Origin of the sequence: Natrinema sp. H-ect1 (assembly GCF_041821105.1) — an archaeon.
GTDB classification, from domain to species: domain Archaea; phylum Halobacteriota; class Halobacteria; order Halobacteriales; family Natrialbaceae; genus Natrinema; species Natrinema thermotolerans.
This window is the reverse complement of the sequence record NZ_JBGUBA010000001.1, coordinates 493,711-518,537: the sequence shown is the minus strand read 5'-3', so window position 1 is coordinate 518,537 and position 24,827 is coordinate 493,711. Positions and strand designations below refer to the sequence as shown.

At 67.5% G+C, this 24,827-nt stretch carries 27 protein-coding genes; 14 read left to right on the top strand and 13 right to left on the bottom strand.

The window, feature by feature from the left end:
* Positions 1 to 135: 135 nt before the first annotated feature.
* Positions 136 to 792 carry a lactate utilization protein gene (locus ACERIM_RS02685; protein WP_373631107.1) on the bottom strand — a complete coding sequence of 219 codons (657 nt, stop codon included), beginning with the start codon at positions 790 to 792 and terminating at the stop codon, positions 136 to 138.
* Positions 793 to 1,000: 208 nt separating this feature from the next.
* Between ACERIM_RS02685 and ACERIM_RS02680 the strand changes: the two genes are divergently transcribed.
* The 3 genes from ACERIM_RS02680 (at position 1,001) to ACERIM_RS02670 (ending at position 4,855) form a co-directional block, all read left to right on the top strand.
* Positions 1,001 to 1,786, top strand: a complete 786-nt coding sequence (locus ACERIM_RS02680; protein WP_006649298.1) for a PHP domain-containing protein — start codon at positions 1,001 to 1,003, stop codon at positions 1,784 to 1,786.
* A 226-nt stretch (positions 1,787 to 2,012) separates the two neighbouring features.
* The gene (locus tag ACERIM_RS02675; protein WP_373631105.1) at positions 2,013 to 3,917 is read left to right on the top strand and encodes a 2-oxoacid:acceptor oxidoreductase subunit alpha; all 1,905 of its coding nucleotides are present in this window, start codon (positions 2,013 to 2,015) and stop codon (positions 3,915 to 3,917) included.
* A gap of 2 nt (positions 3,918 to 3,919) precedes the next feature.
* Positions 3,920 to 4,855, top strand: a complete 936-nt coding sequence (locus ACERIM_RS02670) for a thiamine pyrophosphate-dependent enzyme (RefSeq protein ID WP_006181102.1) — start codon at positions 3,920 to 3,922, stop codon at positions 4,853 to 4,855.
* 81 nt (positions 4,856 to 4,936) lie between these two features.
* Here the strand turns inward: ACERIM_RS02670 and ACERIM_RS02665 are convergent, their stop codons facing one another.
* Positions 4,937 to 5,257 carry a hypothetical protein gene (locus tag ACERIM_RS02665; protein WP_006181101.1) on the bottom strand — a complete coding sequence of 107 codons (321 nt, stop codon included), beginning with the start codon at positions 5,255 to 5,257 and terminating at the stop codon, positions 4,937 to 4,939.
* A 140-nt stretch (positions 5,258 to 5,397) separates the two neighbouring features.
* Between ACERIM_RS02665 and lrpA1 the strand changes: the two genes are divergently transcribed.
* From lrpA1 to ACERIM_RS02645, 4 genes are all read left to right on the top strand, one after another.
* The gene (lrpA1, locus tag ACERIM_RS02660; protein ID WP_006181100.1) at positions 5,398 to 5,826 is read left to right on the top strand and encodes an HTH-type transcriptional regulator LrpA1; all 429 of its coding nucleotides are present in this window, start codon (positions 5,398 to 5,400) and stop codon (positions 5,824 to 5,826) included.
* A gap of 72 nt (positions 5,827 to 5,898) precedes the next feature.
* Entirely contained in the window at positions 5,899 to 6,378 is a 480-nt protein-coding gene (locus ACERIM_RS02655) for an SRPBCC family protein (RefSeq protein ID WP_006649296.1), read from the top strand.
* 89 nt (positions 6,379 to 6,467) lie between these two features.
* Entirely contained in the window at positions 6,468 to 7,052 is a 585-nt protein-coding gene (locus ACERIM_RS02650; protein WP_373631101.1) for a nitrous oxide reductase accessory protein NosL, read from the top strand.
* Between the two features lie 49 nt (positions 7,053 to 7,101).
* Complete coding sequence (locus ACERIM_RS02645; protein WP_373631098.1) at positions 7,102 to 8,010, top strand: DMT family transporter; 909 nt, start codon at positions 7,102 to 7,104, stop codon at positions 8,008 to 8,010.
* Between the two features lie 45 nt (positions 8,011 to 8,055).
* Here the strand turns inward: ACERIM_RS02645 and ACERIM_RS02640 are convergent, their stop codons facing one another.
* Genes ACERIM_RS02640 through ACERIM_RS02630 form a run of 3 tightly spaced genes read right to left on the bottom strand, consistent with a single transcriptional unit; the run spans position 8,056 to position 11,803 of the window.
* Positions 8,056 to 9,174 carry a plastocyanin/azurin family copper-binding protein gene (locus tag ACERIM_RS02640; RefSeq protein ID WP_006649293.1) on the bottom strand — a complete coding sequence of 373 codons (1,119 nt, stop codon included), beginning with the start codon at positions 9,172 to 9,174 and terminating at the stop codon, positions 8,056 to 8,058.
* 27 nt (positions 9,175 to 9,201) lie between these two features.
* Positions 9,202 to 10,911, bottom strand: a complete 1,710-nt coding sequence (locus ACERIM_RS02635; RefSeq protein ID WP_373631097.1) for a pyrroloquinoline quinone-dependent dehydrogenase — start codon at positions 10,909 to 10,911, stop codon at positions 9,202 to 9,204.
* A 4-nt stretch (positions 10,912 to 10,915) separates the two neighbouring features.
* On the bottom strand, positions 10,916 to 11,803 hold the full coding sequence (locus ACERIM_RS02630; RefSeq protein ID WP_373631096.1) for a hypothetical protein: 888 nt from the start codon (positions 11,801 to 11,803) through the stop codon (positions 10,916 to 10,918).
* A gap of 259 nt (positions 11,804 to 12,062) precedes the next feature.
* On the opposite strand from ACERIM_RS02630, the gene ACERIM_RS02625 reads away from it, so the two are divergent.
* The gene (locus ACERIM_RS02625; RefSeq protein WP_373631095.1) at positions 12,063 to 12,920 is read left to right on the top strand and encodes a hypothetical protein; all 858 of its coding nucleotides are present in this window, start codon (positions 12,063 to 12,065) and stop codon (positions 12,918 to 12,920) included.
* A gap of 5 nt (positions 12,921 to 12,925) precedes the next feature.
* Here the strand turns inward: ACERIM_RS02625 and fdhF are convergent, their stop codons facing one another.
* Together fdhF and ACERIM_RS02615 are read right to left on the bottom strand one after the other, a co-directional pair.
* Positions 12,926 to 15,064 (bottom strand): formate dehydrogenase subunit alpha, encoded by a 2,139-nt coding sequence (gene fdhF / locus ACERIM_RS02620; RefSeq protein ID WP_373631094.1) that lies wholly within the window; start codon positions 15,062 to 15,064, stop codon positions 12,926 to 12,928.
* 182 nt (positions 15,065 to 15,246) lie between these two features.
* Positions 15,247 to 15,561 carry a hypothetical protein gene (locus ACERIM_RS02615; RefSeq protein WP_006649288.1) on the bottom strand — a complete coding sequence of 105 codons (315 nt, stop codon included), beginning with the start codon at positions 15,559 to 15,561 and terminating at the stop codon, positions 15,247 to 15,249.
* Between the two features lie 215 nt (positions 15,562 to 15,776).
* Between ACERIM_RS02615 and ACERIM_RS02610 the strand changes: the two genes are divergently transcribed.
* Together ACERIM_RS02610 and ACERIM_RS02605 are read left to right on the top strand one after the other, a co-directional pair.
* Positions 15,777 to 16,331, top strand: coding sequence for a hypothetical protein (locus tag ACERIM_RS02610; protein ID WP_373631093.1), 555 nt, complete (start codon positions 15,777 to 15,779; stop codon positions 16,329 to 16,331).
* Between the two features lie 101 nt (positions 16,332 to 16,432).
* Positions 16,433 to 17,065: a molybdenum cofactor guanylyltransferase gene (locus tag ACERIM_RS02605; protein WP_373631091.1), complete on the top strand. Its 633-nt coding sequence runs from the start codon at positions 16,433 to 16,435 to the stop codon at positions 17,063 to 17,065.
* On the opposite strand, the gene yqeC is transcribed toward ACERIM_RS02605, so the two are convergent.
* Both yqeC and ACERIM_RS02595 read right to left on the bottom strand, forming a co-directional pair.
* Positions 17,066 to 17,815 (bottom strand): selenium cofactor biosynthesis protein YqeC, encoded by a 750-nt coding sequence (gene yqeC, locus ACERIM_RS02600; protein ID WP_373631090.1) that lies wholly within the window; start codon positions 17,813 to 17,815, stop codon positions 17,066 to 17,068.
* Positions 17,816 to 17,861: 46 nt separating this feature from the next.
* Complete coding sequence (locus ACERIM_RS02595; RefSeq protein WP_373631089.1) at positions 17,862 to 18,101, bottom strand: hypothetical protein; 240 nt, start codon at positions 18,099 to 18,101, stop codon at positions 17,862 to 17,864.
* Between ACERIM_RS02595 and ACERIM_RS02590 the strand changes: the two genes are divergently transcribed.
* On the top strand, positions 18,100 to 19,326 hold the full coding sequence (locus ACERIM_RS02590; RefSeq protein ID WP_373631088.1) for an iron-containing alcohol dehydrogenase family protein: 1,227 nt from the start codon (positions 18,100 to 18,102) through the stop codon (positions 19,324 to 19,326). The genes ACERIM_RS02595 and ACERIM_RS02590 overlap by 2 nt on opposite strands.
* A 7-nt stretch (positions 19,327 to 19,333) precedes the next feature.
* Here the strand turns inward: ACERIM_RS02590 and ACERIM_RS02585 are convergent, their stop codons facing one another.
* The 3 genes from ACERIM_RS02585 to ACERIM_RS02575 form a co-directional block, all read right to left on the bottom strand.
* Positions 19,334 to 19,816, bottom strand: a complete 483-nt coding sequence (locus tag ACERIM_RS02585; protein ID WP_373631087.1) for a hypothetical protein — start codon at positions 19,814 to 19,816, stop codon at positions 19,334 to 19,336.
* Positions 19,817 to 19,877: 61 nt separating this feature from the next.
* Positions 19,878 to 20,930 (bottom strand): DUF2249 domain-containing protein, encoded by a 1,053-nt coding sequence (locus ACERIM_RS02580; RefSeq protein WP_373631086.1) that lies wholly within the window; start codon positions 20,928 to 20,930, stop codon positions 19,878 to 19,880.
* Positions 20,931 to 21,043: 113 nt separating this feature from the next.
* Positions 21,044 to 21,952: a hypothetical protein gene (locus ACERIM_RS02575; RefSeq protein ID WP_373631084.1), complete on the bottom strand. Its 909-nt coding sequence runs from the start codon at positions 21,950 to 21,952 to the stop codon at positions 21,044 to 21,046.
* 211 nt (positions 21,953 to 22,163) lie between these two features.
* On the opposite strand from ACERIM_RS02575, the gene ACERIM_RS02570 reads away from it, so the two are divergent.
* The 3 genes from ACERIM_RS02570 to ACERIM_RS02560 all read left to right on the top strand — a co-directional run bounded on the left by ACERIM_RS02570 (position 22,164) and on the right by ACERIM_RS02560 (position 24,059).
* On the top strand, positions 22,164 to 23,171 hold the full coding sequence (locus ACERIM_RS02570) for a hypothetical protein (RefSeq protein WP_006649279.1): 1,008 nt from the start codon (positions 22,164 to 22,166) through the stop codon (positions 23,169 to 23,171).
* A complete protein-coding gene (locus ACERIM_RS02565; protein WP_373631082.1) occupies positions 23,164 to 23,448 on the top strand; it encodes a sulfurtransferase TusA family protein in 285 nt (94 codons plus the stop codon). Before ACERIM_RS02570 ends, ACERIM_RS02565 begins: the two co-directional genes overlap by 8 nt.
* 137 nt (positions 23,449 to 23,585) lie before the next feature.
* On the top strand, positions 23,586 to 24,059 hold the full coding sequence (locus ACERIM_RS02560; RefSeq protein ID WP_373631081.1) for a redoxin domain-containing protein: 474 nt from the start codon (positions 23,586 to 23,588) through the stop codon (positions 24,057 to 24,059).
* 26 nt (positions 24,060 to 24,085) lie between these two features.
* On the opposite strand, the gene queC is transcribed toward ACERIM_RS02560, so the two are convergent.
* Positions 24,086 to 24,820 (bottom strand): 7-cyano-7-deazaguanine synthase QueC, encoded by a 735-nt coding sequence (gene queC, locus ACERIM_RS02555; protein ID WP_373631080.1) that lies wholly within the window; start codon positions 24,818 to 24,820, stop codon positions 24,086 to 24,088.
* Between the last annotated feature and the right edge of the window lie 7 nt (positions 24,821 to 24,827).

Here is a 24,827-nt window from a genome sequence, read left to right as displayed (position 1 = left end):
TGGCCCTTATGCTCTTTCTCGTCCGCAGGCGACGAGTTCGGCGGGACGAGATGCGACGGTCGCGACGGGGGCTACCCCTACTCGAGGGCGCGATCGGAGCGGCGCGTAACTGCAGGCGTCGCTCCGAACGGGACCTCAGTAGCCCAGTTGATCGCGGACCAGGACGACGGTCGTCCGATCGTCCTCGAGTTCTTGTCGGAAGATGAGCTGTTTGGCGATGGCGGACTCGACGCCGTAGGCCTCCTGTGCCCGTTCGTTCTCGAGGGGATAGGCGACCGACTCGAGGCGGTCGAGCGCGTCGTCGAGCGTCGGCACGATCTTGTTGACACCGCTGACGATCACGACGTTGCTCGCGGCGAAGGGGTACGCGCCGATCCGGCTGCCAGAGCGGTCGGCCGCGACGAGTTCGCCCGTTTGGGCGATCGCGTTGATACCGCCGAGGAAGTAGTCGGCGGTCTGGGACTCGCGGCGGGCCGCCTGGCGCTCGGCGTCGTCGTCGATGCTCCAGATGTCGTCGGCCAGGCTCTCCCACTCGTGGTCGCCCGCCGAGAGGTAGTCGTCGAAGCCGATCTCCTCGAGCGTCGTGGAGTGGCCGTTCATCACCGACGAACCGGCAGGGATCCGTGATTGGACCGCTTCGAGGGCCTCTTCGGTTGAGTCGGCCACGACGACGTCGAAGCCGTTCGCCTCGAGGTTGTCGACGGTCGCCTCGATGGCCTCGTCGGTCGGCAGTTCGTCGAGCGTCGCGTCGATCTCGGTGTCGTCTACGTAGTCCGGTTTTCGTTGTGACATGTGTCGTTGCCGTACGTTCGTCTGGGGCCGAGATCACCGTAAGTGTTCGCGGATACCGGTGTTAGCTGATTACACCGGTGTTACTTCGTCGTTCGGTCGGCCCGCACTGCCGTCCACGAGTGCCACACGCTGGGCCCAATCACGAATTACCGGGTCGAATACCGCCAATAAGCAAAACGACTAACACGTCACCCGTGGTCGGCGACGTATGCGGGACTTTCACGTTCACTCGAACTACTCGGACGGAGACTTCCTTCGATCGATGGTTCGGACGGCCGAGGCGGCCGGTCTCGACGGCATCGGGTTCGCCGACCACTGCAACGTGGCCTCGCGCGAGCGGCCCGAGTCGATGCGGGGGGTCTACGGCTTCAACCTCGATCTCACCTACGAGCGCCGCCGTCGGGGGATCGAGCGACTGCGCGAGGCGTTCGACCTCGAGATCTACGACGCCGTCGAGATGGACTACGATCCGCGCGACGAGGCGGCCATCGACGCCTTCCTCTCGGAGGCGGGCTTCGAGTACGCGATCGGCAGCGTCCACGCCGTCGACGGCAACAACGTCCAGGTCGCGTCCCACTTCGCGGCGATGTCCGACGCCGAACGCGACGCGGTCGTCGACGAGTACTTCGACCGGCTGGTCGCGCTCGTCGAGTCGGAACTGTTCGATATCGCGGCCCACGTCGACCTGCTCGAGCGGACGCCGCCGCTCCGGGGGCGGGCGACCGAGGCCCACTACCGGCGCGTGGCGCGGGCACTTGCCGACTCGCGAACGGTGCCGGAGGTAAACGCCGGGCGGGCGCTTTCCGACGCCGGGGTCGTCCATCCCGCCGAGCGGTTCCTCACCGTTCTCCGCGACCACGACGTGGCCGTCACCGTCGGCACCGACTCCCACCACCCCGACGAACTCCCCGATCGAGCTGCCTTCCTCGAGGACTTCCTCGACGAATGGGGTCTCGAGGCAGTCGACCCGGACGGGCTCGGGACCGACGCGTGAATCGACGGGAGCCGTCACGTCTGCTTCAACGCTGAGAAACGATACACCCGTTCCCGATCGAATGTGACGAACAGCAACGGGTTCCCGGCTATCGTAATGATCGTTCATACATATTCTTCAATGTACGTCCATTCTTCACGAAAGATCCTTGGTAATCTATAGCAAAGTCTTTAGGTCGCGTGGAGCAAACTCGAGGATACGGTCGATCATCGGCCACTGATCCACTATGAGCGACGATGAACTCATCTGGCGAATCGCGGGCGGTTCCGGCGACGGGATCGACTCGACGAGCCAGAATTTCGCCAAGGCGCTGATGCGCTCGGGGCTCGACGTATTTACCCACCGCCACTATCCGTCGCGGATCCGCGGCGGCCACACCTACGTCGAGATCCGAGCCGCGGACCATGAGGTACAGTCACGCGGCGACGGCTACAACTTCCTGCTCTCGCTGGGTGACTCCTTCGCCCGCAACCCCCAGGAGGAAGCCTACTACGGCAACGAGGAGATCAAGCCCCTCTCGGAGAACTTGGACGAGCTTCGCGAGGGCGGGATCATCGTCTACGACGAGGGTCTCATCAGCGAGGACGACGTCGACGCGATCGATCTCCACGAGCGTGCCGAGGAAAACGATTGGCACGTCTTCCCGATGGACCTGCGCGGACTCGCACGCGAACACGGTCGCGAGGTCATGCGCAACACCGCCGGCGTCGGCGTCACCGCCGCCCTGCTGGACATGGACCTCGAGCACATCGAGGACCTGATGTCCGACGCGATGGGCGGGGACGTTCTCGAGGCGAACCTCGAGATCCTCCACGAGGCCTACGAGACGACGCGGGAGGAGTACGAGTTCGAACACGACCTGCGGGCCCCCGAAGGCTCTCACGACGCCGAGCAGGCGCTGCTGTCGGGTTCGAACGCGATCGCCTACGGCGCGATCGACGCCGGCTGTCGGTTCATCGCCGGCTACCCGATGACGCCGTGGACGGACGTGTTCACCATCCTCGCGCAGAACTTCCCCGACATGGGCGGGGTCTCCGAGCAGGTCGAGGACGAGATCGCCGCGGCCGCGCTGGCCGTCGGCGCGAGCCACGCCGGCGTCAAGGCCATGTCCGGCTCCTCCGGCGGCGGCTTCGCGCTGATGTCCGAACCGCTCGGGCTCGCCGAGATGACCGAGACGCCGGTTGTCCTCGTCGAGTCGATGCGGGCCGGCCCCTCGACCGGGATGCCGACCAAACCCGAACAGGCCGACCTCGAACACGTCCTCTACACGAGCCAGGGCGACTCCCAGCGGGTCGTCTTCGCGCCCGGTAATATCGAGGAGGCCTACGAACAGACCCGGTTGGCCTTCGACATCGCCTGGGACTACCAGATCCCGGCGATCGTCATCTACGACCAGAAACTCTCCGGCGAGAACACCAACGTCGATGTCGACTTTTTCGACCGCGAGGTGTCGCCGGATCTGGGCTCGACGCTGACCGAAGACGAACTCCGCGAGGCCGCCCACGACAACTCCGGGAAGTTCAAGCGGTTCAACTACGAGACCGCCGAGAACGGCGTCGCGTCGCGGTCGATCCCCGGCCAGAAGGGCGGGCGCTTCCTCGCCACCGGGAACGAACACAGCCCGGTCGGCCACATCAGCGAGGACCCCGACAACCGCGTCGCCCAGATGAACCGCCGGCTCGAGAAACTCGAGTCCATCCGCGCTGAACTCGACGAAGAGCGTGAGTCCACCCAGACCTACTTCGGCGACGAGACGGCCGACTACGGCATCATCACGTGGGGATCCTCACAGGGTGCCGTCGAGGAAGCCGTGTCCCGGCTCAACGCGAACGGCCACTCGGTGAAGGGGCTCAGCGTCTCCGATATGATGCCGTTCCCCGAGCGGGAGGTGACCGAGTTCTTAGAGAGCGTCGACGAGGCGATGGTCGTCGAGATGAACGCCACGGCGCAGTTCCGCGGCCTGCTCCAGAAGGAGCTTGGTCGGTTCGGCGAGAAGCTCACGAGCCTGCTGAAGTACAACGGCAACCCCTTCGAGCCCGCCGAAATCGTCGAGGGCTACGAGGTCAACCTCGCCGAGGAGGACCGCGAACCGACCGCACAGGTACGAATCGAACCCGCTGCAGGTGACTGACAATGAGCGCATTCAACGCAATCGGTGAGGAGCGAGAGATCGACCGGGACGAGTTTACCCCCGGCGTCGAACCGCAGCCGACGTGGTGTCCGGGCTGTGGCGACTTCGGCGTCCTGAAGTCCCTGAAACAGGCGCTGCCGGAGGTCGGCAAGACCCCCGAGGAAGTGCTGACCGTCACCGGGATCGGCTGTTCGGGCAAGCTGAACAGCTACCTCGATACCTACGGCTTCCACACGATCCACGGTCGCTCGCTGCCGGTCGCCCGCGCGGCCAAACTCGCCAACCCCGAACTCGAGGTCATCGCTGCGGGCGGGGACGGCGACGGCTACGGGATCGGCGGCAACCACTTCATCCACACGGCCCGGGAGAACCACGACATGACGTACATCGTGTTCAACAACGAGATCTTCGGGCTGACGAAGGGCCAGACGTCGCCGACGAGTCCGAAGGGCCACAAGTCGAAAACCCAGCCCTCGGGCAGCGCGAAGACGCCGATCCGGCCGCTCTCGCAGTCGCTGACCGCCGGCGCGAGCTACATCGCCCGTACCGCCGCGGTCAACCCTAACCAGGCGAAAGAGATCATCAAGGAGGCCATCGAACACGACGGGTTCGCTCACGTCGACTTCCTGACCCAGTGTCCGACCTGGAACAAGGACGCCCGCCAGTACGTCCCCTACATCGACGTCCAGGAGTCCGACGACTACGAGTTCGACGTCACCGACCGCGCGGAAGCCGCCGAGATGATGCGCGAGACCGAGGACGTCCTCAACGAGGGGACCGTCCTCACGGGCCGGTACTACGTCGACGAAGACCGGCCGTCCTACACCGAGGAGAAGGCAGCCGTCGGCGAGCTGCCCGACCAGCCACTGGCCGAGCGGTACTTCGACGACGACGCCGAGTGGGAACGCAGCTACGACCTCCTCGAGCGCCACACCTGAGGACGGTCGCGAACGACCCCGAATCCGTCGGTCCCGTTTCACCGCTTCGGGGAGCCGTTGACGTGACTGGTTAGATCGAACTCAGTCGCGTCCGTCCGCGCCGACCCCTTTGGCGAACAGCTTCGAGACGTAGCTCAGAATCAGGAGGGCGAGGACGAGCCCGGCGAGCAGGCGCGGATCGAACCCGTACAGCGCCTCGCGGACGCCGTAGGCGACGACCAACAGTCCCATTAGCAGTGCCGTTCCGCCGGCCCACCGCGAGGCGTATGCGGGATCGACCGATTCGTCGTAGTTGGCGTGGAGGTCCGCCCGCCCGCGAACGGCGATGAGCCACGCCAGTCCGAGGATCGCGAGTCCACAGCCGATCCAGACGACGCCGCTGATGAGAGTCGGAGCGACCACGATGGTCGCCCTGGGTCTACCACGGGAATAAACCGCGCGATTTCGGGCCTCGAGCCAGCCGTCTCCCCGTGTCTTCCGTTCGGATATACGTCGTTTTCGGATACAAAAGATATTTTTCCGCCGGAGCAAAACGTACGCTCATGAGTACGCAGGCGACGGAAGATCGTATCCTCGAGGTCCTCGAGGAGGACGCCCAGGCGTCCTATGCGGAGATCGCTGATCGGGCGAACGTCTCGAAGCCCACGGTACGAAAGTACATCAACCAGCTCGAGGAGGAGGGGGTGATCGTCGGCTATTCGGCCGACATCGATCCGAAGAAGCTCTCGAGCCAGACGATCGCGATGGTCGGGCTCGACGTGGCCAGCGAACGCTACGTCGAGGCGACGAAGGCGATCAAGGACCTCGAAGCGGTCGAGGCCCTGTACAGTTCCAGCGGCGACCACATGCTGATGGCCGAGGTGCGCGCCGAGGACGGCGACGCCTTGGGCGAGATCATCTCCGAGGATCTCCTCGAGATCGACGGCGTGACTGCGGCCCATCCCTCGTTCCTCCAGGAGCGTCTCAAGTAACGCGCGTCGCCGTTCGTCGCCGGTCGTTGGGACCGACGTTTTCCCCGTGGCCGCCGTAGCCATCACCGAGCGATGCCTACCTACGAACGCGAGACGACCGTTCGATCGCCCTTCGAGGACGTCTGGGCCTTCCACTCACAGATCTCCGGCCTCGAGGGGCTGACGCCCGACTGGATGAACCTGCGCGTCGAGCGCGTGATCGGACCCGACGGGGAGCCGGATCCGAACGTCCTCGAACCCGGCTCGGAGATCGCGCTCTCGATGCGTCCCTTCGGCGTCGGGCCGCGCCAGCACTGGACGTCGGTGATCACGGACCGCGAGCGCGAGGACGGATCGGCATACTTCCGGGACGAAATGGTCCACGGCCCCTTCGACCGCTGGGAGCACACCCACTCGTTCTACGCCGACGGGCGGCGGACCCGGATCCGGGACCGAGTCACCTACGAACTCCCGCTCGGCGGGCTCGGGGACGCGATCGCGCCGCTCTCGAACCTCGGGTTCGAGGCCATGTTTCGGGCACGCCACCGGCTGGCGAAGGCCCAGCTCGAGTGACCGAGCCGCGGTGACGTGTCGGCGGCCAAATCGGGCGATTCGACACCCGAACCAGTCCCGTTTTGCCCGTTGCCGGCCTACCGGGATGTATGACTGACGACGGGGTCGACCGGCGACGATTCATCGGTGCGCTCGCGGCGGGGACGGGCGTGGGTATCGCCGGCTGTCTCGGCGAGAGCGAGTCCGATGACGGCCCCCCCGCACAGGTGTACGAACCGACGCTCGAGGGCATCGAGGAGGGACCGTTCGAGTACCCCGAGGGGATGTCCTGTGCGGTCTGTGGGATGACCGCCGCGGACTTTCCCGAATCGAGCCAACTCCGTCACGAGAACGGGCAGGCAGCCGTGTTCGAGTCGCCGGGGTGTCTGTTCACGTACGTGGTCTCGTCGACGCCGGACTCGCCGATCGACGGCGCGTGGACGGTCGATCGCGAAACCGGCGAGCAGATCGACGCGACCGAGGCACACTACGTCCTCATCACCGACGAGAGGGCGGTCGACGATCCGATGGGAATCGATCCCAAAGCGTTCGCCGACCGCGCGGACGCCCTGAGCTACCTCGAGGCGTGGGAGGCCGAGGACCTCTCTCCCGAGGACGACATCATCACCGGGCTCGAGCCGGTCGACCTCGAGATCGCGGCGATCTACCGCCCACATCGGGTACCCGACGAGTAGCTCGGGTTCGACCGGTTCCGGAAGCCGTTTGTGGGGTCGCGCGGGAGCGATGGACGTGTACGTCGATCGCGAGCCGACGCCGCTGATCGCCCTCGCGGTCGCGGTAGCGGCGACGAGTACCAGCGCCGTCCTCGTCCGCTGGAGTACGGCTCCGAGTTCGGTTGCGGCGCTTTACCGCGTCCTCTTTACGACCGTATTGGTCGCGCCCGTCGCCGCGACCCGTCACCGCGGGGCCTTCGCACGACTTTCCGTCCGGGACCTCGCGGGTGCGGTCGTCGCCGGCGTCGCGCTGGCGATCCATTTCGCCGCGTGGTTCGAAAGTCTCGCCCACACCAGCGTTGCCGCCAGCGTCACGCTCGTCCAGAGCCAGCCGATCTTCGTCGCGCTGGGGGCGTGGTTGGTCCTCGGCGAGCGACTCACGCGCGCGACGGCCGCCGGGATCGCCGTCGCGCTCGCGGGGGCGACGGCGATGTCGCTCGGCGATGCCGGGGGTTCGGCCTTCGCCGGGACGGCCCCGTACGGCAACGCCCTCGCAGTCCTCGGCGCGGTGACCGTCGCCGGCTACGTGCTGGCCGGCCGCTCGATCCGCCAGCGGGTCCCGCTCTTTCCCTACGTGACCGTCGTCTACGGGGTCTGTGCGGTCGCGCTCTTCGTCCTCGTGGGCGTGCAGGGTCACGCCTACGTCGGCTACCCGCCCCGCGAATGGGCGCTCTTTCTCGCGCTGGCCGTCGGCCCCGGCCTCCTCGGGCACACGGTGAGCAACTGGGCGCTGGCCCACCTCGAGTCGGTCGTCGTCAGCGTCGCCTGGCTCGGCGAGCCGGTCGGCGCGACGCTGCTCGCGCTCGTCCTGCTCGGGGAAGTGCCGGGCCCGGTTACGGTCGGCGGCGGCCTCGTCGTGATCGCCGGCGTTGCGGTGACGACGCTCGAGCGGGACCGGCGCGTCGACACGACGGACTGACGGCCGTGGCGGAGTCGTCGACGGAAAAAAGAGCCCGGCAGCGGGCTACTGGACGTCGATCTCGCCGACCGCGTCGAGCTGTGACTGGTCGAGGTAGACGGCCATCTCCTCGGTCGCAACGAACTCGACGGTCTGGGTCGCGCCGGCCTCGTCGAGAAAGTCCGAACGGACGTAGGTGTTCCACTCGTTCGTGTCGCCGCCGCTGGCGATCACGAAGTTGTGGCCGGGCAGCGGTTCGTAGGTCCGGTTGTCCGCTTCCGGCTGGTGTTGTCCGATCGTGTTCTCCCACTCGAGGGCGTAGGTCTCGCCGGCCTCGAGTTCGAGCGTCGGGTTCTCCTCGTCGGCGATGGCGTCGGGGCCGACCCCGACCCAGCGCCCCTCCTCGAGTCGCATCGAGTAGGTCTCGGCCGGGTCGCCGGGTTCGGTCGCCGACAGGGTGGCGGTGAACGCGGCGTCATCGCCGTCGATGGTCACCGTGTCGGTCAGTCGCTCGTGACCGTAGGTCCAGACCTCGACGTCGTACTCCCCGTCCTCGAGCATATCGAAGCGGGCGACCGCGGGCGGTGCTTCCTCCTCCTGTTGGCCCGGTTTGGCGGCGACGTCGGAGAAGGAGTGGTGATCGCCGACGAACACCTCCGCGCCGAGTGGGTCGCCGTTCTCGTCTTCGACCCGTACCCGCAACTCGTGGACCTCGTCGACGTCGATCAGTTCGATCGGGCCGCGCATCTGGACGGGATGGGGAACGCAGTAGTAGCCCGCCATCCCCTCCTCGGCGGTGACCGTCAGCGAGGTCGATTCGCCCTGCTCCTCGACGAAGTCGGTCGCCTCGATCACGTTGCCGTCCTCGTCCTCGAGGGTGAAGTTGTGCCGCGAGCCGTCGCCGTTCGTCCAGACGATCTCGTGGTCTTCGCCCTCGATCAGTCGCAGCGGCGGGTTCGAGCGGCCGTCGATCTCGGCGGGGGCGACCCCGACCCAGCCGCCGACGATACCGAGCAGCGAGAGGGTCCGGCCCGCGCCGTCGTTTTGCGTGGCCGGCAGTCGGAAGTCGATCTCGTCGCGGTACGCGCCCGCCGTGCCGGCCGCGGCCGTTCCGGCGATCGCCGCGGTGCCTCGCAGCACGCCGCGGCGGGACACGTCGTCGCGTGAACGTTGTTCGTTCGACATTGTTGTGTGGTGGTGATCGGTCGTCGGTCAGTCCTCCATCGAGAACACGGCGAGCGTGTCCCCGCGCGGTCCCTGCCGGAGCCAGCCGCTGCCCCCGACCTGCACGGCGACGTACTGCTTCCCCTCGTCGGGGTCGTACCAGCTCATCGGCGAGGCACTGATCGGCACGTCGAACTCGTACTCCCAGAGGCGGTCGCCGGTCTCGCCGTCGTAGGCGACGAAGGTGCCGTTCTGGGTGCCGTTGAAGACGAGTCCGGTGGCGGTCGACAGCGAGCCGCCCCACATGTAGTGGTCGTCCTCGCTCTCGATCCATTCGCGCCAGACGCGCTCGCCGGTCGACGGATCGACGGCCGCGAAGGCCGTGATCGCGCCGTTCCACTCATCGGGGAACTCGCTGGCCGGATCGGCCAACCCGCCGCCCCAGTAGGGGTTGCCCTCGCTGAACTCCTCGTAGCGCCAGTAGAGGTCCTGCGGGTAGTTCTGGTGGATCACGTACACCAGTCCCGTCTCGGGGTTGTACGACGGCGGCTGCCAGTCGTTGCCGCCGGGCGCACCGGGGACGAACGGGACGCGCTCGTCCTCGCTGATGTGGGGGATCATCTCCCACATATTGATGTGCTGGCAGATCTCTTCGCTGCGCTCGTGGAGGTCGCCCGACTCGGCGTCCATCATGTACACCCAGCCGGTCTTGTCCGAGCCGACGACCATGTCCATCGACCCGTCGTCGGTCTCGACGTCCCGAACCAGCACGCGCGGCGCGACCGCGTCGTAGTCCCAAACGTCGTGGGGACTGCTCTGGAACCCCCACTGGGACTCGCCGCTCTCTAAGTCCAGCGAGATCGTTCCACAGGTGGGGAAGTTCGGCCCCGGCCGTACCGTCCCGTCGAAGTCGGGGCCGGGGTTGGCGACCGCCGTGTAGAGGACGCCCGCCTCCTCGTCGATCGTCGGCGTCATCCAACTCGTCCCACAGCCGTGTTCGCGGCTCGCACCGACCCACTCGTCCTCGAGCAGCGTATCGGTCCGCCACTGTATCTCGCCGCTCTCGGCGTCGATTGCGGCGATGAATCCGAGAACGCCGTACTCGCCGCCGGCGCTACCGGTGTAGATCGTCCCGTCGTGGACGACCGGTGCCCACGTCGCCGAGTACCCCTCTTCGTGGTCGGCGGTACTCGTGTACCAGCGCTCCTCGCCGGTGTAGCGGTCCAGCGCGACGACGCCCGAGTCGAGCGTCGTCATATAGACCGTGTCGCCGTGGACGGCAGCCCCGCGGTTGTTGTCGTCACAGCATAACTCGACGCCCATCGGGACTGCGTAGGTGTAGCTCCACAGGATCTCGCCCTCGCGGGGGTCGATCGCCTTCATGTGGTTCGGCCCGTTGGTCTGGTACATCACCGGCGGATCGCCCGGGACGACGATCGGCGTCCCCTCCATGCTCGAGCCCGTCCCGACCGACAGCTCGTACTCCAGCTCGAGGTCGGCGACGTTCTCCGGCGTGATGACCTCGGCCGGCGTCGCGCGGTGTTGTTCGTAGCTGCCGCCGTACATGAGCCAGGACTCGGGGTCCTCGCCCGTGTCGCTCAGCATCTCCTGGTCGACGTCGACCTCGGGAATCCGGTCGGTGTCGTGTTGTTCGGTGACTGCCTCATCGGGACCCCCGACGAGCGTATAGCCGTCCTCGATCTCTTTCAATTCGATCTCGCGTGCGGCCTGAACGGCCCTGTCGTTGCGTAGTGCCATCGTATCACCGCAGTTCGCTCGGGGCGCGCATCTCGTCCGTGATGTAGAACACGGAGTGACACAGTTCCTCTTGGGCGACGATCCCGACGGCCGACCCCGCGGTGAACGCGGCGGTCAACTGTTCGTCGGTGAGCCGTCGGTCCCCGACGAGATCGCAGGCGGCCGTCGCCGTCACGAACAGCCCGCCCAGCATCGCCTTCGTGTACTGGGCCGCGTCGTCGAGGATCTCGTCGGTGACGAGAACCTCGTACTGGCTGAGGTGTCTATCGAGCCCGCGGATCCACAGCAAAGCCCCGCCCATCGCCCGCTGATGCAGCGGTGGGACGGTCTCGGTTTCGAACTCGACGCCCGCCGGGATCCCGTTCGACGGGACCCACCGCGCGAGCCGCTCGCTGTTGTTCGCGACATCGGTCAACAGTGCCGTCTTCTCGGCCTCGTCGAACCCGACGCCGTCGAGCGCCGACGACAGCGGGTCCGCCAGTACCAGTTCGCAGACCGTCGTCTCGATGTGTCCCGCGGTAAACCGCGGCAGGTTCTCGTCGAGACTCTCGAAGAAGCCCGCCTCGAGCAGGTGGTCGTACAGTCGCCAGCCCGGTGCCGCCAGCGCGGTATACGGGCCGTCCGTCCCGTCGGGGACGCCGCCGTCGCGAACCGCCGGTACGCGACCGATCGCCGCCGCGATGTTTTCCCGTTCCCGCTCGAGTCGCCCGTCGAGGTCGGCCCGAATCGCTTCGCCACGGGAGGCAAAGGACGAGTCGGACCGCGGTTCGATCTGTCCCGCGAGCCCCGCCCACGTTACCGCGCCGTCCGACGGCTCGTCGACGCCGAGAACCGCTGCCAGATCGCGTTGTTCCGCGGCTGTCATGTTCGCCGCAGTGGATATTTGTGCCATGATACCACGGCACAAAGAACGCCATCACGTGCTTTGATAATGCTTATCAAAGAATTCCGGCGCGATAGGGTCCACCTAAACGAGTGTACGGCCGAGCGGAGAGAACGTGTTGCTGCTGTGGTGGTTCTCACAGACTGTACGGACGACTTACCGGGCGACCGTGGTGCCGGCCGGTAAGGCAGGTCGTCCCGTAGCCGGACCGTACGGGACGACACCCGTTTTTGATCCTCGCGACCGTACGTTCCGTGGGTGAGAGCCGGTGATCGATCTCCGCGACCTCCGGACGCGCCTCGAGCAGCCGGCGTACGTCGGTGAGAACCGGTGTTGGCCGTGTACGGCCGTCAACATCGTGATCGCGGTCGCCGCCGGGATCGCGGCAGGGATCGCCGTCGCCCCGTCCGTCGGCGCGCTCGTACTCGCCGGCTGTCTCGTCGTCGTCCGCTACCGCGGCTACCTGCTCCCCGGGACGCCGACGCTTACCCAACGGTATCTCCCCGATCGCGTCCTCGCGCTGTTCGGCAAGACGCCGTCGCCGCAGGCGACGATCGGGACCGTGTCGCCCGCGGAGGTGACGGACGTCCTGCTCGCTGCCGGGATCGCGACCGACCGGGCGGGTGACCTCCGACCGACCGCGACCGCCCGGAAGCGGTGGGTCGACGACTCCTCGAGCGACGGGCCGGCCGAACCGAGCGCCGCCGCCGTGGCATCGATCCTGGGTGCGGACGACATCGAACGGATCGACGACGCCGCGTTCGTCGTCGACGGCCGCAAACGCGTCCGCTGGGAATCGCCCGCGGCGCTGCGGGCCGACGTCGCTGCGGCCCCGCTGCTTCGCGCCCGCCTCGAGGGCTGGGACGACCTCGAAACCGACGAGCGCCGCGACCTCCTTCGAGGGGTCCGGCTGCTCCGGGATCGCTGTCCGATCTGTGGCGGAGCGGTGACGACCGCCGCCGACCGTCGCGATCACTGCTGTCGGCGGCCCCGCGTCGCGATTCGGGCCGTCTGCGAGGACTGCGACCGGCCGCTCGTCGAACTCGCCGTCGCCGAATCGGCGGCCGACCCGTGGCTCGAGGTTGCCGGCCTCGCCCTCGCGGACGAGTCGCCGTCCGAACCCTGAGCGGGTCAGTCCTCGGCCGTCGGATCCGCGGTCTCGCCGAGCGGTTCGACCTCGACGTCGATCTCCGCGGCGGCGGCCTTGTACTCGGGGATCTTCGCGCGCTCGTCGAGGACGTGGTTCGTCAGCTTGTTCGCCGACGCGGCGGCGAAATGCGGCGTCGTCCAGACGACCCCCTCCTTGGTGTCGTCGGTAACGCGGGCCTCGAGCGTGATCTCGCCCCGGCGCGAGTGCAATCGGACGTACTCGCCGTCCTCGATGCCGTACCGCTCGGCGTCGGCCGGGTGGACGTCGACGAAGTTCTCCGGCGTCTGTTTGTTCAGCGTCGGCGAGCGGGTACTCATCGTCCCGGTGTTGTAGTGTTCCTCGAGGCGCGCGGTCGTCAGTATCAGCGGGTACTCGTCGTCGGGGGTCTCCGCGGGCGGGGTGTGTTCGACCCCTTCGATGTGGCCCAGCCCGCTCTCGGTCTCGAACGCGTCCTCGTAGAGGAACGGATCGCCCTCGTCGCCGGGCTCGTAGCAGGGCCAGTGCAGTCCCTCCTCGCCGAGCAGGTCGTAGGTCATCCCGTGGTAGCTGGGACAGACCTGCCGGAGTTCCTCGAAGATCTCCTCGGGGTCGTCGAAGTCAAAGCCCTCATTGAACAGCCGCGTCCCGATCTCGGTCAGGATCTCCCGGTCGTGTCTGGTGTTCTCGTGGACCTTTCCGACGCCGCGCATCCGCTGGACGCGCCGGTCGGTGTTGGTGACGGTCCCGCCGCGTTCGGCCCACGTCGTCGCCGGGAGGATCACGTCGGCGTAGTCCGCGGTCTCCGTGTGGAAGATGTCCTGGACGACGGTGAACTCGAGGTCCGCCAACCGCTCGGCGACGGCGTTGGCGTCGGGTTCGCTCATCACGGGGTTCTCGCCCATGACGTAGAGGCCCTTGATCGAGTCGCCCGCCTCGTAGGAAATCTCGACGTTCGTCAGGCCGGGTTCGTCGGGGATCTCGAACCCCCAGACGTCTTCGACCGATTCGCGGGCCTCGTCGTCGTCGACCAGCTGATAGCCCGGGAGGACGTTCGGCATCGCGCCGACGTCACAGGTCCCCTGAACGTTGTTCTGGCCCCGCAGCGGGTTGACGCCGGTGCCGGGCCGGCCGAGGTTGCCCGTGATCAGCGCCAGGTTGATCTCGTTTTGGACGTTGTCGACGCCACAGGCGTGCTGGCTCATCCCCATCCCGGTGAAGATGGCCGCGTTGTCGGCCGTCGCGTACTGTTCCGCGGCGCGTTCGATCGCCTCGAGCGGGACGCCACATTCCTCGGCCGCGGCGTCTTTGTCGAAGTCCTCGAGCGTCGCTTTGAGGTGGTCGAATCCCTCGGTCCGCTCCGCGACGAACTCCTCGTCGATCCAGCCGTCCTCGGGGTTTTCCTCGTGATGTTCGAGGATCGTCTTCAGGACGATATTGAGCAGCGGGATGTCGGTCCCGGGATTCAACTGGAGGTGCTGGTGACGTTCGGTGTCGTCGATCTGAAACGACCGCGTCGTCTTGTTCGCGTGGGGGTCGACTTGGATGACCGTCGCGCCCTCCAGCACCGCCTGCCGGAAGTACTGGCTGTTGGCGATGGGGTGTTGCTCGCCCGGATTGGCCCCCTGAATCCAGAACACGTCGGCTTCTTCGCGGAGGTCGCGCATGCTGTTGGTCATCGCCCCCGCGCCCAGACTGGTCCGCAGGGCCCAGACCGTCGAGGCGTGGCACATCCGCGTGCAGTTGTCGACGTTGTTGGTGCCGTACCGGCGGGCCAGCTTCTGGAGCAGGTAGTTCTCCTCGTTCATCACCTTCGAGGAGCCGAAAAAGCCCATCGCGTCCGGGCCGTACTCCTCACGGATCCGCTCGAGTTCGTCGACGACGTACTCGTAGGCCTCCTCCCAGGAGGCCTCGCGGAACTCGCCGTTTTCCTTGATCCGTGGCTCGGTGAGTCGGTCCTCGTGGTCGACTACCTCCGTCGCCGCGCCGCCCTTGATGCAGATCCGGCCCTCGTTGACCGGGGCCTCGCCCCAGGGCATGAACCGAACGTCGCCGGGCTCTTCGCCAGGCTGTACTTTGATCCCGCAGCCGACCCCGCAGTACGGACAGATCGTCTTGACTGGCTCCTGTTGTTCGCTGGACATCGTGGGTACACCCGTTAGTCGAACGGGTCCACCTCCGTGTGCATGATACTTTCTACCATGAAACTGGCATGTGACCGTCGGTAGTGGTACGGTTTCTCGAAACTATCCGTGAAATCCGTACTCAGTATCGATGAAGGGTATACCAGTCCGATAGTTCCGCTTGTGATACCACTGTTAGTGGGTTACTCTATCTTGGCGAGTTTCGTCTGGTGAGCAGCCAGCAGTTCTAATACCGGTTTGATTTCGTCAAAGCAAGGGCCCCGTTCGATGGAGTTGACACTCGGCAGCCAGTTGATGTAGCCGTACTCGTCTAACTTGGGGAGATGTTTGTGTCGATAGGCGATTCTGTTCGTTTCGTCGGCGGTCTCTCCGTCGGGCGGAGAGTCGAGATTCATCGGTGAATCGGTCTGTATGGGCGTCTCCAGGAGGGCGAACAATACCCGTCTCCGGTGAGTGTCTGCTAACGCATCAAATACCTTGTCGGCTTTTTGAGCCATTACACTCTACGTAGGCCTTCTGTCCGTTTAGGTACTCGAGGTTTTCACTCCGGGGAGAGTTTTGATTAACTGAGTAAATAGACATTCGTTGCAGTACCGGCTGCCGAACTACTGCTGTGACGGAACCGTTGCACACCGGACCGTGACCGAGCGACAGCCTCCTCTCGAGACCGCCGGGACAACGCCTACGGGCCACCGTGTCAAACGGTTTCACGATGGAACTCACCGACTCGCTCGTCGCCGCGACGACCCGCGAGTACCGCGAGCGGGAGCCGCTGTACGCCGTCGAGGCCGAACAGCTCGAGACGCTGCCGGCGGCCTTCGCGGCCGGCGAGTACGGCCGTCGGGACGCGGTCTGGGTCGTCCGGTGGTACTACCGGCGCTTCCTCGGCGACTACCCCGACGCTGACCGCCGCGCGGCCGAGGACCGCTTCCGGGACAACGACTTCAAGGCCGTCCGCGACGCCATCGCCGACGCCGTCGTGGCGGACGGCGCCACGGAGGCAGTCGACGCGCTGACCGCCCTCGAGGCCGTCGACGTTCCCGTCGCCTCGGCGTTTTGCATGTTTCTCGAGCCGGACGTGTACGTCGTCGTCGGCCCCCGCGAGTGGGCGACGCTCCGCGACGCGGGCGAACTCGATCGGCCCTACCCCGATCCGCCGTCGGTGGCCGACTACGAACGCTACCTCGAACGCTGTCGGATCCTCGCCGATCGGTTCGATTGCGGTCTCTGGACGCTGTACCGGGCGCTCTGGCGGCTCTCCGACTGAGTACCGACTCCGCTCGACCGCCCTGCCCTGCCCCGGCCGCCGTCACCGGGGTCGTTCCCGTCGGCGGGGCACTTTTGCCATCGCTGGACGAACGCTCGGCTATGTCCCTCGAGTCCGACCGGTCGGCCGTCGTCCTCGCGGGCGGGGGCTCGACCCGCTTCGGCGACGCGGACAAGGCCGTCGCCGACCTCGCCGGGACGCCGATGGTCCGCCGGGTCGTCGATCGCCTCGAGCCGGTCGTCGACGAGATTGTCGTCAACTGCCGCGAGGAGCAGGTGCCGGCGCTCGAGGACGCGCTCGCTGGCGGTCCCGACCCCTCGTTCGCCGTCGACCCGGTGCCGGACCGCGGGCCGATGGCGGGCATCATGACCGGCCTCCGAGCGACGACTGGGGAGTACGCCGCCGTCGTCGCCTGCGATATGCCCTTCGTCGACCCGGCGCTGATCGCCCACCTCTTCGAGCGGGCCGCCGGCCGCGAGGCCGCAGTACCTCGCGTCGACGGGGAGTGGTTCCAGACCACGCAAGCCGTCTACCGGGCCGATCCGATGACCGCCGCCTGCGAGCGTGCCTTGGAGCGGGGCGACCGCCGAGTCGTCGAACCGCTGTCGGACCTCGACTACGTCGTCGTCGAGGACGACGAGATCCGCGAGTACGCGCCGCTCGAGACCTTCGAGAACCTCAATACCCGCGAGGAGTTCGAGGCGGCGGCCGAGCGGCTCGCGGCCGACTCGTGACTACCGCTCGAGGACGTCGACGATCGGTTCGTCGTCGATCATCCGGGCCAGCACGACCCGGGAGACGGCCGGCGCTCGCTCGAGCAGCTCCCGGCCGATCGCCGTGGCGGTAGCCCGCAGTTCCGGCCCGTCGACCTTGTTGAGCAGCGGGACGACCGTCGCGCCCTCGGGGACGTCCTTCAGCCCACCGCGGTCGCTCGCGAGGACCCGGGCCACGTCGACGGGGCGGATCGCGTCGCCCCGATCGAGGCCGGTGATCGCGGCCACCCGCTCGGGCCGGTGGACCGTCGCGGCGGCTAGCGGCTCCCCGACGGCCTGGACGCTCGCGATCGGGACCACGGTATCGACGCTCGCGGGGAGTTGTGGCTCGCGGTCGTTCGGGGCCTTGAACTCCCGGGTCCGCGCGCCGTCGGCCTTGACGAGGACGAGATCGGCGGCGTCGGTTGCCGCGAGGCCGTCGACGACCGCGGGATCGTAGCCCACGTACCGGTCCTCGCCCTCACGTTCGGGGACGACCCCGATCGGCCACGATTCGGCGCGCTCGAGCGTCGCCGCTGGGTCGTCCGTGACGACGACGCGCTCGACGCGGCGGTCGAAGATGGGGATCCGGACCGTCGCGGTCACGGCCGCCCGGAGCGACCGATCGTGGGCGGCCCGGGCCGCCAGCGCGTACAGCGTCGTCTTCTTCCCGCCCGCGCCCACGACCGCGACGAGGCCGGACTCGGCCCGGAGCGCCTCGAGGGGGTCCATATCCCAGCTATCATCGGCACTCGCTAAGTAGTTGGGACGCCGCGCTTCACAGCCCCAGTATCTCCCGCGCCTGTGCCGGCGTCGCGAACGGCAGCTGGTGGCGGCCGAAGATCAGCGTCGCGTAGACCGGCTCGGCGAGGTTCCGGCGCTCTAACAGGCCGCGGGTCTCGTTAGTGTGGCCGTCGTTGAACACCTCGAGCGACGACTGAACGCCGGCGACGGGGGACTGAGACCGGACCGCCGCTGCTCGCGCTTTTAACACCGCCCGTTCCGTATGGGTGTCCATGACACTGTCCGACGCGAACGGCCGCGACTCCGCGTTCCGATTCGACTACCAGCCCCCGACGATCCGGTTCGGGTCCGGTTGCGCCGACGACCTCGCGGCCGAACTCGAGGCACAGGGTCTCGAACGGGCGCTGGTCGTCTGTGGCTCGACCGTCGGGAGTACGCCCGACGTTATCGATCCCGTCAGGGAGGGACTCGGCGATCGGCTGGCCGGCGTCTTCGACGAGACGACGCCGCAAAAGCGGCTCGCGACGGCCGTCGAAGGTCGGGAACGCCTGCGTGCGGCGGACGCTGACGCGCTCGTCGCACTCGGTGGCGGCAGCAGTCTCGACGTCGCGACGGTGATCAGCGTCCTCGCGGCGGGCGATCGCACCCACGAAGAGGTCGCGGCCGAGTTCGCCGAGACGGGGACGATCGCCGTCCCCGACGAAGGGCTGGTGCCGATCGTCACGGTCCCGACGACGCTGGCCGGGGCCGACCTCTCGATGGTCGCGGGCGTCACCGCCGCGCCCGACTCGAGTCCGGTCGACGAGGAGATCGGCGGCGGGATCTCCGATCCCGACCTGATGCCCACGGCTGCGGTCTACGACCCGGAACTGGTCGCGACCACGCCGGACGCGATCCTGGCCGGCTCGGCGATGAACGGCTTCGACAAGGGGATCGAGACCCTCTACGCGAGCAACGCCACACCGGTCACCGACGCGACGGCGAGATCCGGCCTCGAGACGCTCGCGGACGGCCTCCGGGCGTTCGGCGACGGCGACCGCGGGATCGAGACGGTCGAGACGATCCTCGAGGGGATCGTCCTCGTGCAGTACGGCATCTCCCGGCCCGGCGAGACGACGGCCTCGATCGTCCACGCCTTCGGCCACGCTCTTACGCGGACGGACACCGTCCAGCAGGGCGCGGCCCACGGCATCGTCGTCCCGCACGCCCTCGCGTACTGCTTCGAGCAGGACGGGGTCGACGCACGCGCCGGCATGCTCGCGACCGCGCTCGGCGTCGACGACGCGGCCGACCACGGGGCCGCGGTCGTCGAGGCGGTCACGGAGATCCGGGACGCGCTCGGTCTCCCCGCACGGCTCCGGGATGTCGACGGTCCCGGGCCCGAGGAGTTCACGGCGGTCGCCGAAGCGGTTCTCGCGGACCCGTTCATGGCCAACGCGCCGCCGGGGCTCGAGCCGACCGTCGCGGAAATCGAGGGAATCCTCGAGGCGGCGTGGTAGAGGGGTTTCAGCGGTCGGTGCCGGTCCGCGGCCCTCCGACGGCCGTCGGCGGTTCGACGCCGCGGCGCGGCGGCTCGAGACCGCGATGGAACGGTGAGGCGAGCCTGATGAGGGAGATCAGCATGGCCGTACATCCCGCAGTGAGGAGCAGGGTAACGAACGGGTCGGCTAGTTGGACGATCTCGAGGAGATCGAGCCCGATCCCACCGACCAGTAGCGAGAGGAGTTGACTGGCGGGGGCCCAGTCGGGCAGCCGGTCGACGATGCGGTCTCGATAACGGCTCGTGTAAGAGAACCCGCAGCACGCACCGAGCAACACCGCGGGCCAGTAGTCGACGACGGCGGGCAGTCCAACATAGACGTCAGCGACCCAAGCGTACAGCGGCAGCCCGACGACCAACACCACGAACTCGCCGCGACGGCCCTCGGGAAACCGCCAGTCCCCGTCGTCGTCCCGGAACCACTCGCGGATCGGTTCCCGCCGTTCCATCGCCGGGACCGTCACGGCGAGCGAGTAAGAACGTTTCTATCAGTTGTCGTTTCGATCGCGGTCAGAACGGGGCCTGTGGACCGTCGTCCGCCGCGGCGTCAGAATGGGTTGCCGTCGCCGTCGATGCCGGCCCGCTGCCGGCGTCGGTCTTCCCGATCAGTACGCGGAACTCGCCGGGGTCTTTCAACCGATACTCCCAGTGGAACTCGGGGCCGGCCTCGGCCTCGAACTGGTGGTACAGCGGCTTCGGGTCGTGGTCGTTGACCAACACGAACCCCTCGCCGGCCTCGAGGTCGGCGTAGGACTCGAAGATCAGTTCGTGGCGCTCGGCGGGCGGCCGATCGCGGACGTCCAGTTCGGTCGTCACCGCGAGGTCGTCTCCGGCTTCGTCGGCCCCGCCCGACCCCTTGGTGATCCGGACCCGAACCTCGCCGGGTGATCGATCCATCACCGCCCACTCGAAGGCGTCACCGTACTGCTGTTGGAACTCTTGGTGGAGCGGTTTGGGTTCGTGGGGGGCGACGATCTCCATCGCGTCGCCAGCCTCGAGGTTGCCGTACCGATGGTGGATCGTCGGATGGCGCTCCGGCTTCGGGATTTCGCGAACGTCGAAGGTCGCGGCTACGCCGTCGTCGGTTGCGGCGTCGCTCTCGTCGGTCTTCGCGATTTCGACGCGCCACTCGCCGGCGTCGCGGCTCGCGTACTCCCAGCTGACGACGTCGCCGTGAGTCGATCGCAGTTCGTGATACAGCGGTTCCGGATCGTGGTCGTTGACCAGCACGAACCCCTGGCCCGGCTCGAGACGGTCGAACGTGTCGGTCAGGACCTCGTGGCGGCGCTTGGGCGGGATCTCTCGGACATCGAAATCGGGAGATTCAGCCGTCGATTCATCCCGTTTCGTCACGTGGACCTCCCACGCGTCGGGGCCGTCCGTCTCGACCGTCCACTCCAGGGCCGTCTCCCGTTCGATGCGGTACTGGGCGATGCTCGGGCGAACGTCGGTGTCGGCGGTGATCGCCACCGTCTCCCCGGGTTCGACCCGATCGAGACGGCCGAACACGCTGTCCCGTCGCTCGGCTCGAGGCTCGTCATGGACATCGAGAGGGTCTTCCATCGGGACGAATCGACGAACCGGATTCGAATAGGGACTCTCCCGAACGTATTCGCCACGTCATAACACCTGTGGGGATCGACGGGCGGTCACGACGGTGATCGCCGGCGGCGATATCACGTCGTCGGATTCTCGAGTCGGAGCAGGTCCTCTCCCGGCTGGGAGAGCCGTGGCTCCGTCTCCCGGTGGGGATCGAACGCGCCGTACGCGACGGCCTGCCAGAGGACGCGCTCGGGATACGGCCGTTCGGAGAGATCGATACCGAGCGCGGCCGCCAGCCTGCGGTCGTCCAGTTCGCCGGCCGCGGTCGGCACGGGGACGGGGTTCGGCAGGGCCTCGAGGTCGAGCCCGAACGAGGGAAAGACGGCGGTGTCGGAACCGCGAGCAGGGTGATACAGCGTCCGCAGACCGGGGTAGCGGACGCGGAGCTGCGGCGTCACGGTCCGTGTCTCGTCGCCCGTCGCCGAGCGGACGGACTGGGACGACAGCTCGACCGTCGTCCGCTCACCGGCCGGCACGGAGAGCGAACCGGCGGGTGTCTCGAGGGACACCGCGTCGGCGTCGGCAGATCGAACGGCGATTGCGGGCGGTGAGTACTCGCGGACGGCGGCGACCGTCGAGTCGCCCGCGACGGTCCCGTCGACGATGATCTCGTGGACAGCATCGGTACCGGAGGCAGCCCCGTCGCCGGTGGCCCCCTCCCGCCACAGCGGCGGCGACCGCGTCCCGTCGGCGGTGAGCGTACGGAGGCCGTGTGTCGTCGCGCAGACGCCGGTCCAGTCGGCGGGTGCCGGCCCGTCGGGGGGAAGCACCGAGCGCCAGTAGAACACGCGCCGTTCGCCCCGGAACTCGTAGGGGATCGCGTCCGGAAAGAACGCGTCGCCGAACCGGTCGGCCTCGAGCGACGGATGCTCGAGACGGAGTTCGACGTACGGCACCCGTTCCACGAGGGCTGCGGGCCGATCCTGGCTCCCCCTCGTCCACGAAATCGGCGTCGTCGACTCTCGAGCGTCGGTGCCGGGCATGGCGTTGGGCGGCGCTAGGGCGTCGAGACGCTAAGGTCCGGACCCGAACCGATTCGTCCTTGGTTCCGAACCGCTCGGCCGGTGGGGGACAACGTCGCTTGGCCGTCGCGACGCCGAACCGGTTCGACCCGCTGAAACCGCGCGAGCGAATATGTCCGCGACCAGCCCTTAGTGGCGACCGACCCAACGACGAGGCGGGTGACCCCACAGTATGGCCGGCTCCACGAGGCAATCCGTCGAGACGACGGCGGACGACCTCTTCGACAAGTACACGCTCCCGAAAATCGCGCTGACGATCATTCTGGCCGCGTCTTTCCTCGGCACGGTGGTGACCGGCCGACTCGCCGGTGGCGGGGACCTCGCGGTGGCGGTCGCCAAGTGGGGCTACTTCGTCGCCCTCGGCGTGCTTGCCGGCGGACTACTCTGGAAACACGGCTTCGTCCGCCCGGGCGATCTCGAGACCGGGGCCGACGCCTACTGCGCGCGGATGTACGACCGGTTCCACCGGATCGCGATCGGGGCGCTCGTCGTTCTCGTCCCCGGGGCTGCCGTCGCGATCGACCGGTACGCCGCGGCCGTCTCGCGGCCGCTTCCCGTCCTCGCGCTCGGGACGGCGGTCCTCGGACTCGTCGCGATCGGCGGGACGCAGTCGCTGCGCTCCGCGTCGGTCGACGCCCAGTTCCGCGGCCCGCTCGGGCTCGCGGCGCTGGCGCTGGCACTGGCCGCCGTCGTCCTGACGGCCGCGCTCGAGGTCGGACTCCGGGCCGGCGACGGCCTCGCGGTCGGCGTCCGCGTCCTCCACCTGCTGGCGTTCGCGGTGTGGGTCGGCGGGGCCGTCTGGAACATCTTCGTCGCCGTCCCGACCGGCCAGGAGTACCCGACGACGCCCGTGATCCGCGCCGCCGGCCAGCAGCTCGAGCGGTTCCGGTGGGCCGTCCGCTTTATCATTCCGACCCTGATCGCGACGGGACTGTATCAGGCCGTCGACGCCCTCGGCACGACGATCGGGCCCTATCTGGGAACGACCCTCGGACTCGCAGTCGCGGCGAAACTGGGTTCGATCGGCGTCCTCGTCGTCATCTTCAAACTCTGCCCGATGTGGCGGGCCTGTTCGCCCATCGACGGGGTCTGTGACCTCGAGGAGATGGGCGGCCAGCGCGACGGACCGACGACCGACGCCGCCGGCCCCGAGCCGACGGAGGTGACGAGCGATGACTGACGCGGCCGTCCCGACGGAGCTGCCCGACGTCGACCCCGATCGGACCGTCGACAACCGCGGCCGGGGCTGTGCCAACGGCATCGCCGCCGTCCAGCGAGCCCTCGAGGATCTGCCCGACGGGGCCGTCCTCGAGATCCGGAGTACGGACAAGCGAGCGAAACAGGAATATCCGAAACTGGCGGCACAGACCCCCCACGAACTGCTCGGCATCGAGAGCGAGCGAACCGGCCTGCTGACGACGGTGTACACGACCTACCTGCGCGTTCACGACGCGTGACGGTGTCTCCGTACCGTCGCGACGGTAAGTGACCTGTCGTCCGCACGATCGGGCGACTACCTGCAGACCCGACCGCTCGGAACGTGCCGACCATATTCGCACGTAGCTTTACCCGGCTCCTGTCATACGTCTATCCGATGGTTTCCAACGGCGATACCGCACCGCGGTTCACGGCGACCGTCGGCACGAGCGATCACGAACCGTTCGACCTCGAGGACCGACTCGGCGACGGCCCGGTCGTCCTCGCGTTCTTCCCGGGGGCGTTCACGCCGCCGTGTACCAACGAGATGGTGGCGTTCCAGGACCGACTCGAGGAGTTCCGCGACGCCGGCGCGACGGTTATCGGCGTCAGCGCGGACTCCCCGTTCTCGCTCGGCGCGTTCCGCGAGGAACACGGCCTCGAGTTCGAACTGGTCAGCGACATGGACCGCGAGGCGATCGACGAATACGGGCTCGAGATCGAGATTCCGGACCTCGGACTGCACGGGGTCGCCAACCGTGCTGTGTTCGTCCTCGACGATGACGGCGAGGTGACGTACAGTTGGGTCGCCGACGACCCGACGAACGAGCCGGACTACGAGGGCCTCCTGTCGGCGGTCGAAGCGGCCTAAGCTGGTTTCGAGACGATCGATACGGACTATTCGTCGGCGTAGGACGGCCGCTCGGCGTACTCGATCGGATCTCGGACGCCGATGTTCTGGAACGCCTGCAGCCGGAACGCACAGGCGTCGCAGGTGCCACAGGCGGGTTCGTTCTCCCGGTAACAGCTCCAGGTGTGTTCGTAGTGGACCTCGAGTTCGACGCCCCGTTCGGCGATGTCGGTCTTGGACCACTCGACGAACGGTGCCTCGATCGAAATCTCGGTCTCGGGTTTGGTGCCGACGTCGACCACGTCCTCGAAGGCCTCGAAGAACGCGGGCCGGCAGTCCGGATACCCGGAGAAGTCCTCGCTGTGGGCCCCGATGAAGACCGCGCCGCAGTCGTTGGCCTCGGCGTAGGAGACGGCCATCGCGAGCAGGTTGGCGTTCCGGAACGGGACGTAAGAGGTGGGGATCTCGTCACTCTCCATGTCCGCGTCTTCGACGGCCATCTCCTCGTCGGTCAGGCTCGAGGCCCCGATCGCCGCGAGATGGTCGGTCTCGAGGCGCAGGAAGTCGGCCGCGGCGAACTCCTCGGCCAGTCGGCGGGCACACTCGAGTTCCCGATCTTCAGTGCGCTGGCCGTAGGAGGTATGCAGGGCGTAGATCTCGTAGCCCCGATCGCGGGCGACGGCGGCGGCGGTAGCGCTGTCCATCCCCCCAGAGAGGAGGACGACGGCGCGTTTTGCGGACGATGCATCGGCGGTCGCGGTGTCGGTGGTGTCGTCGGTCATGGTGAGT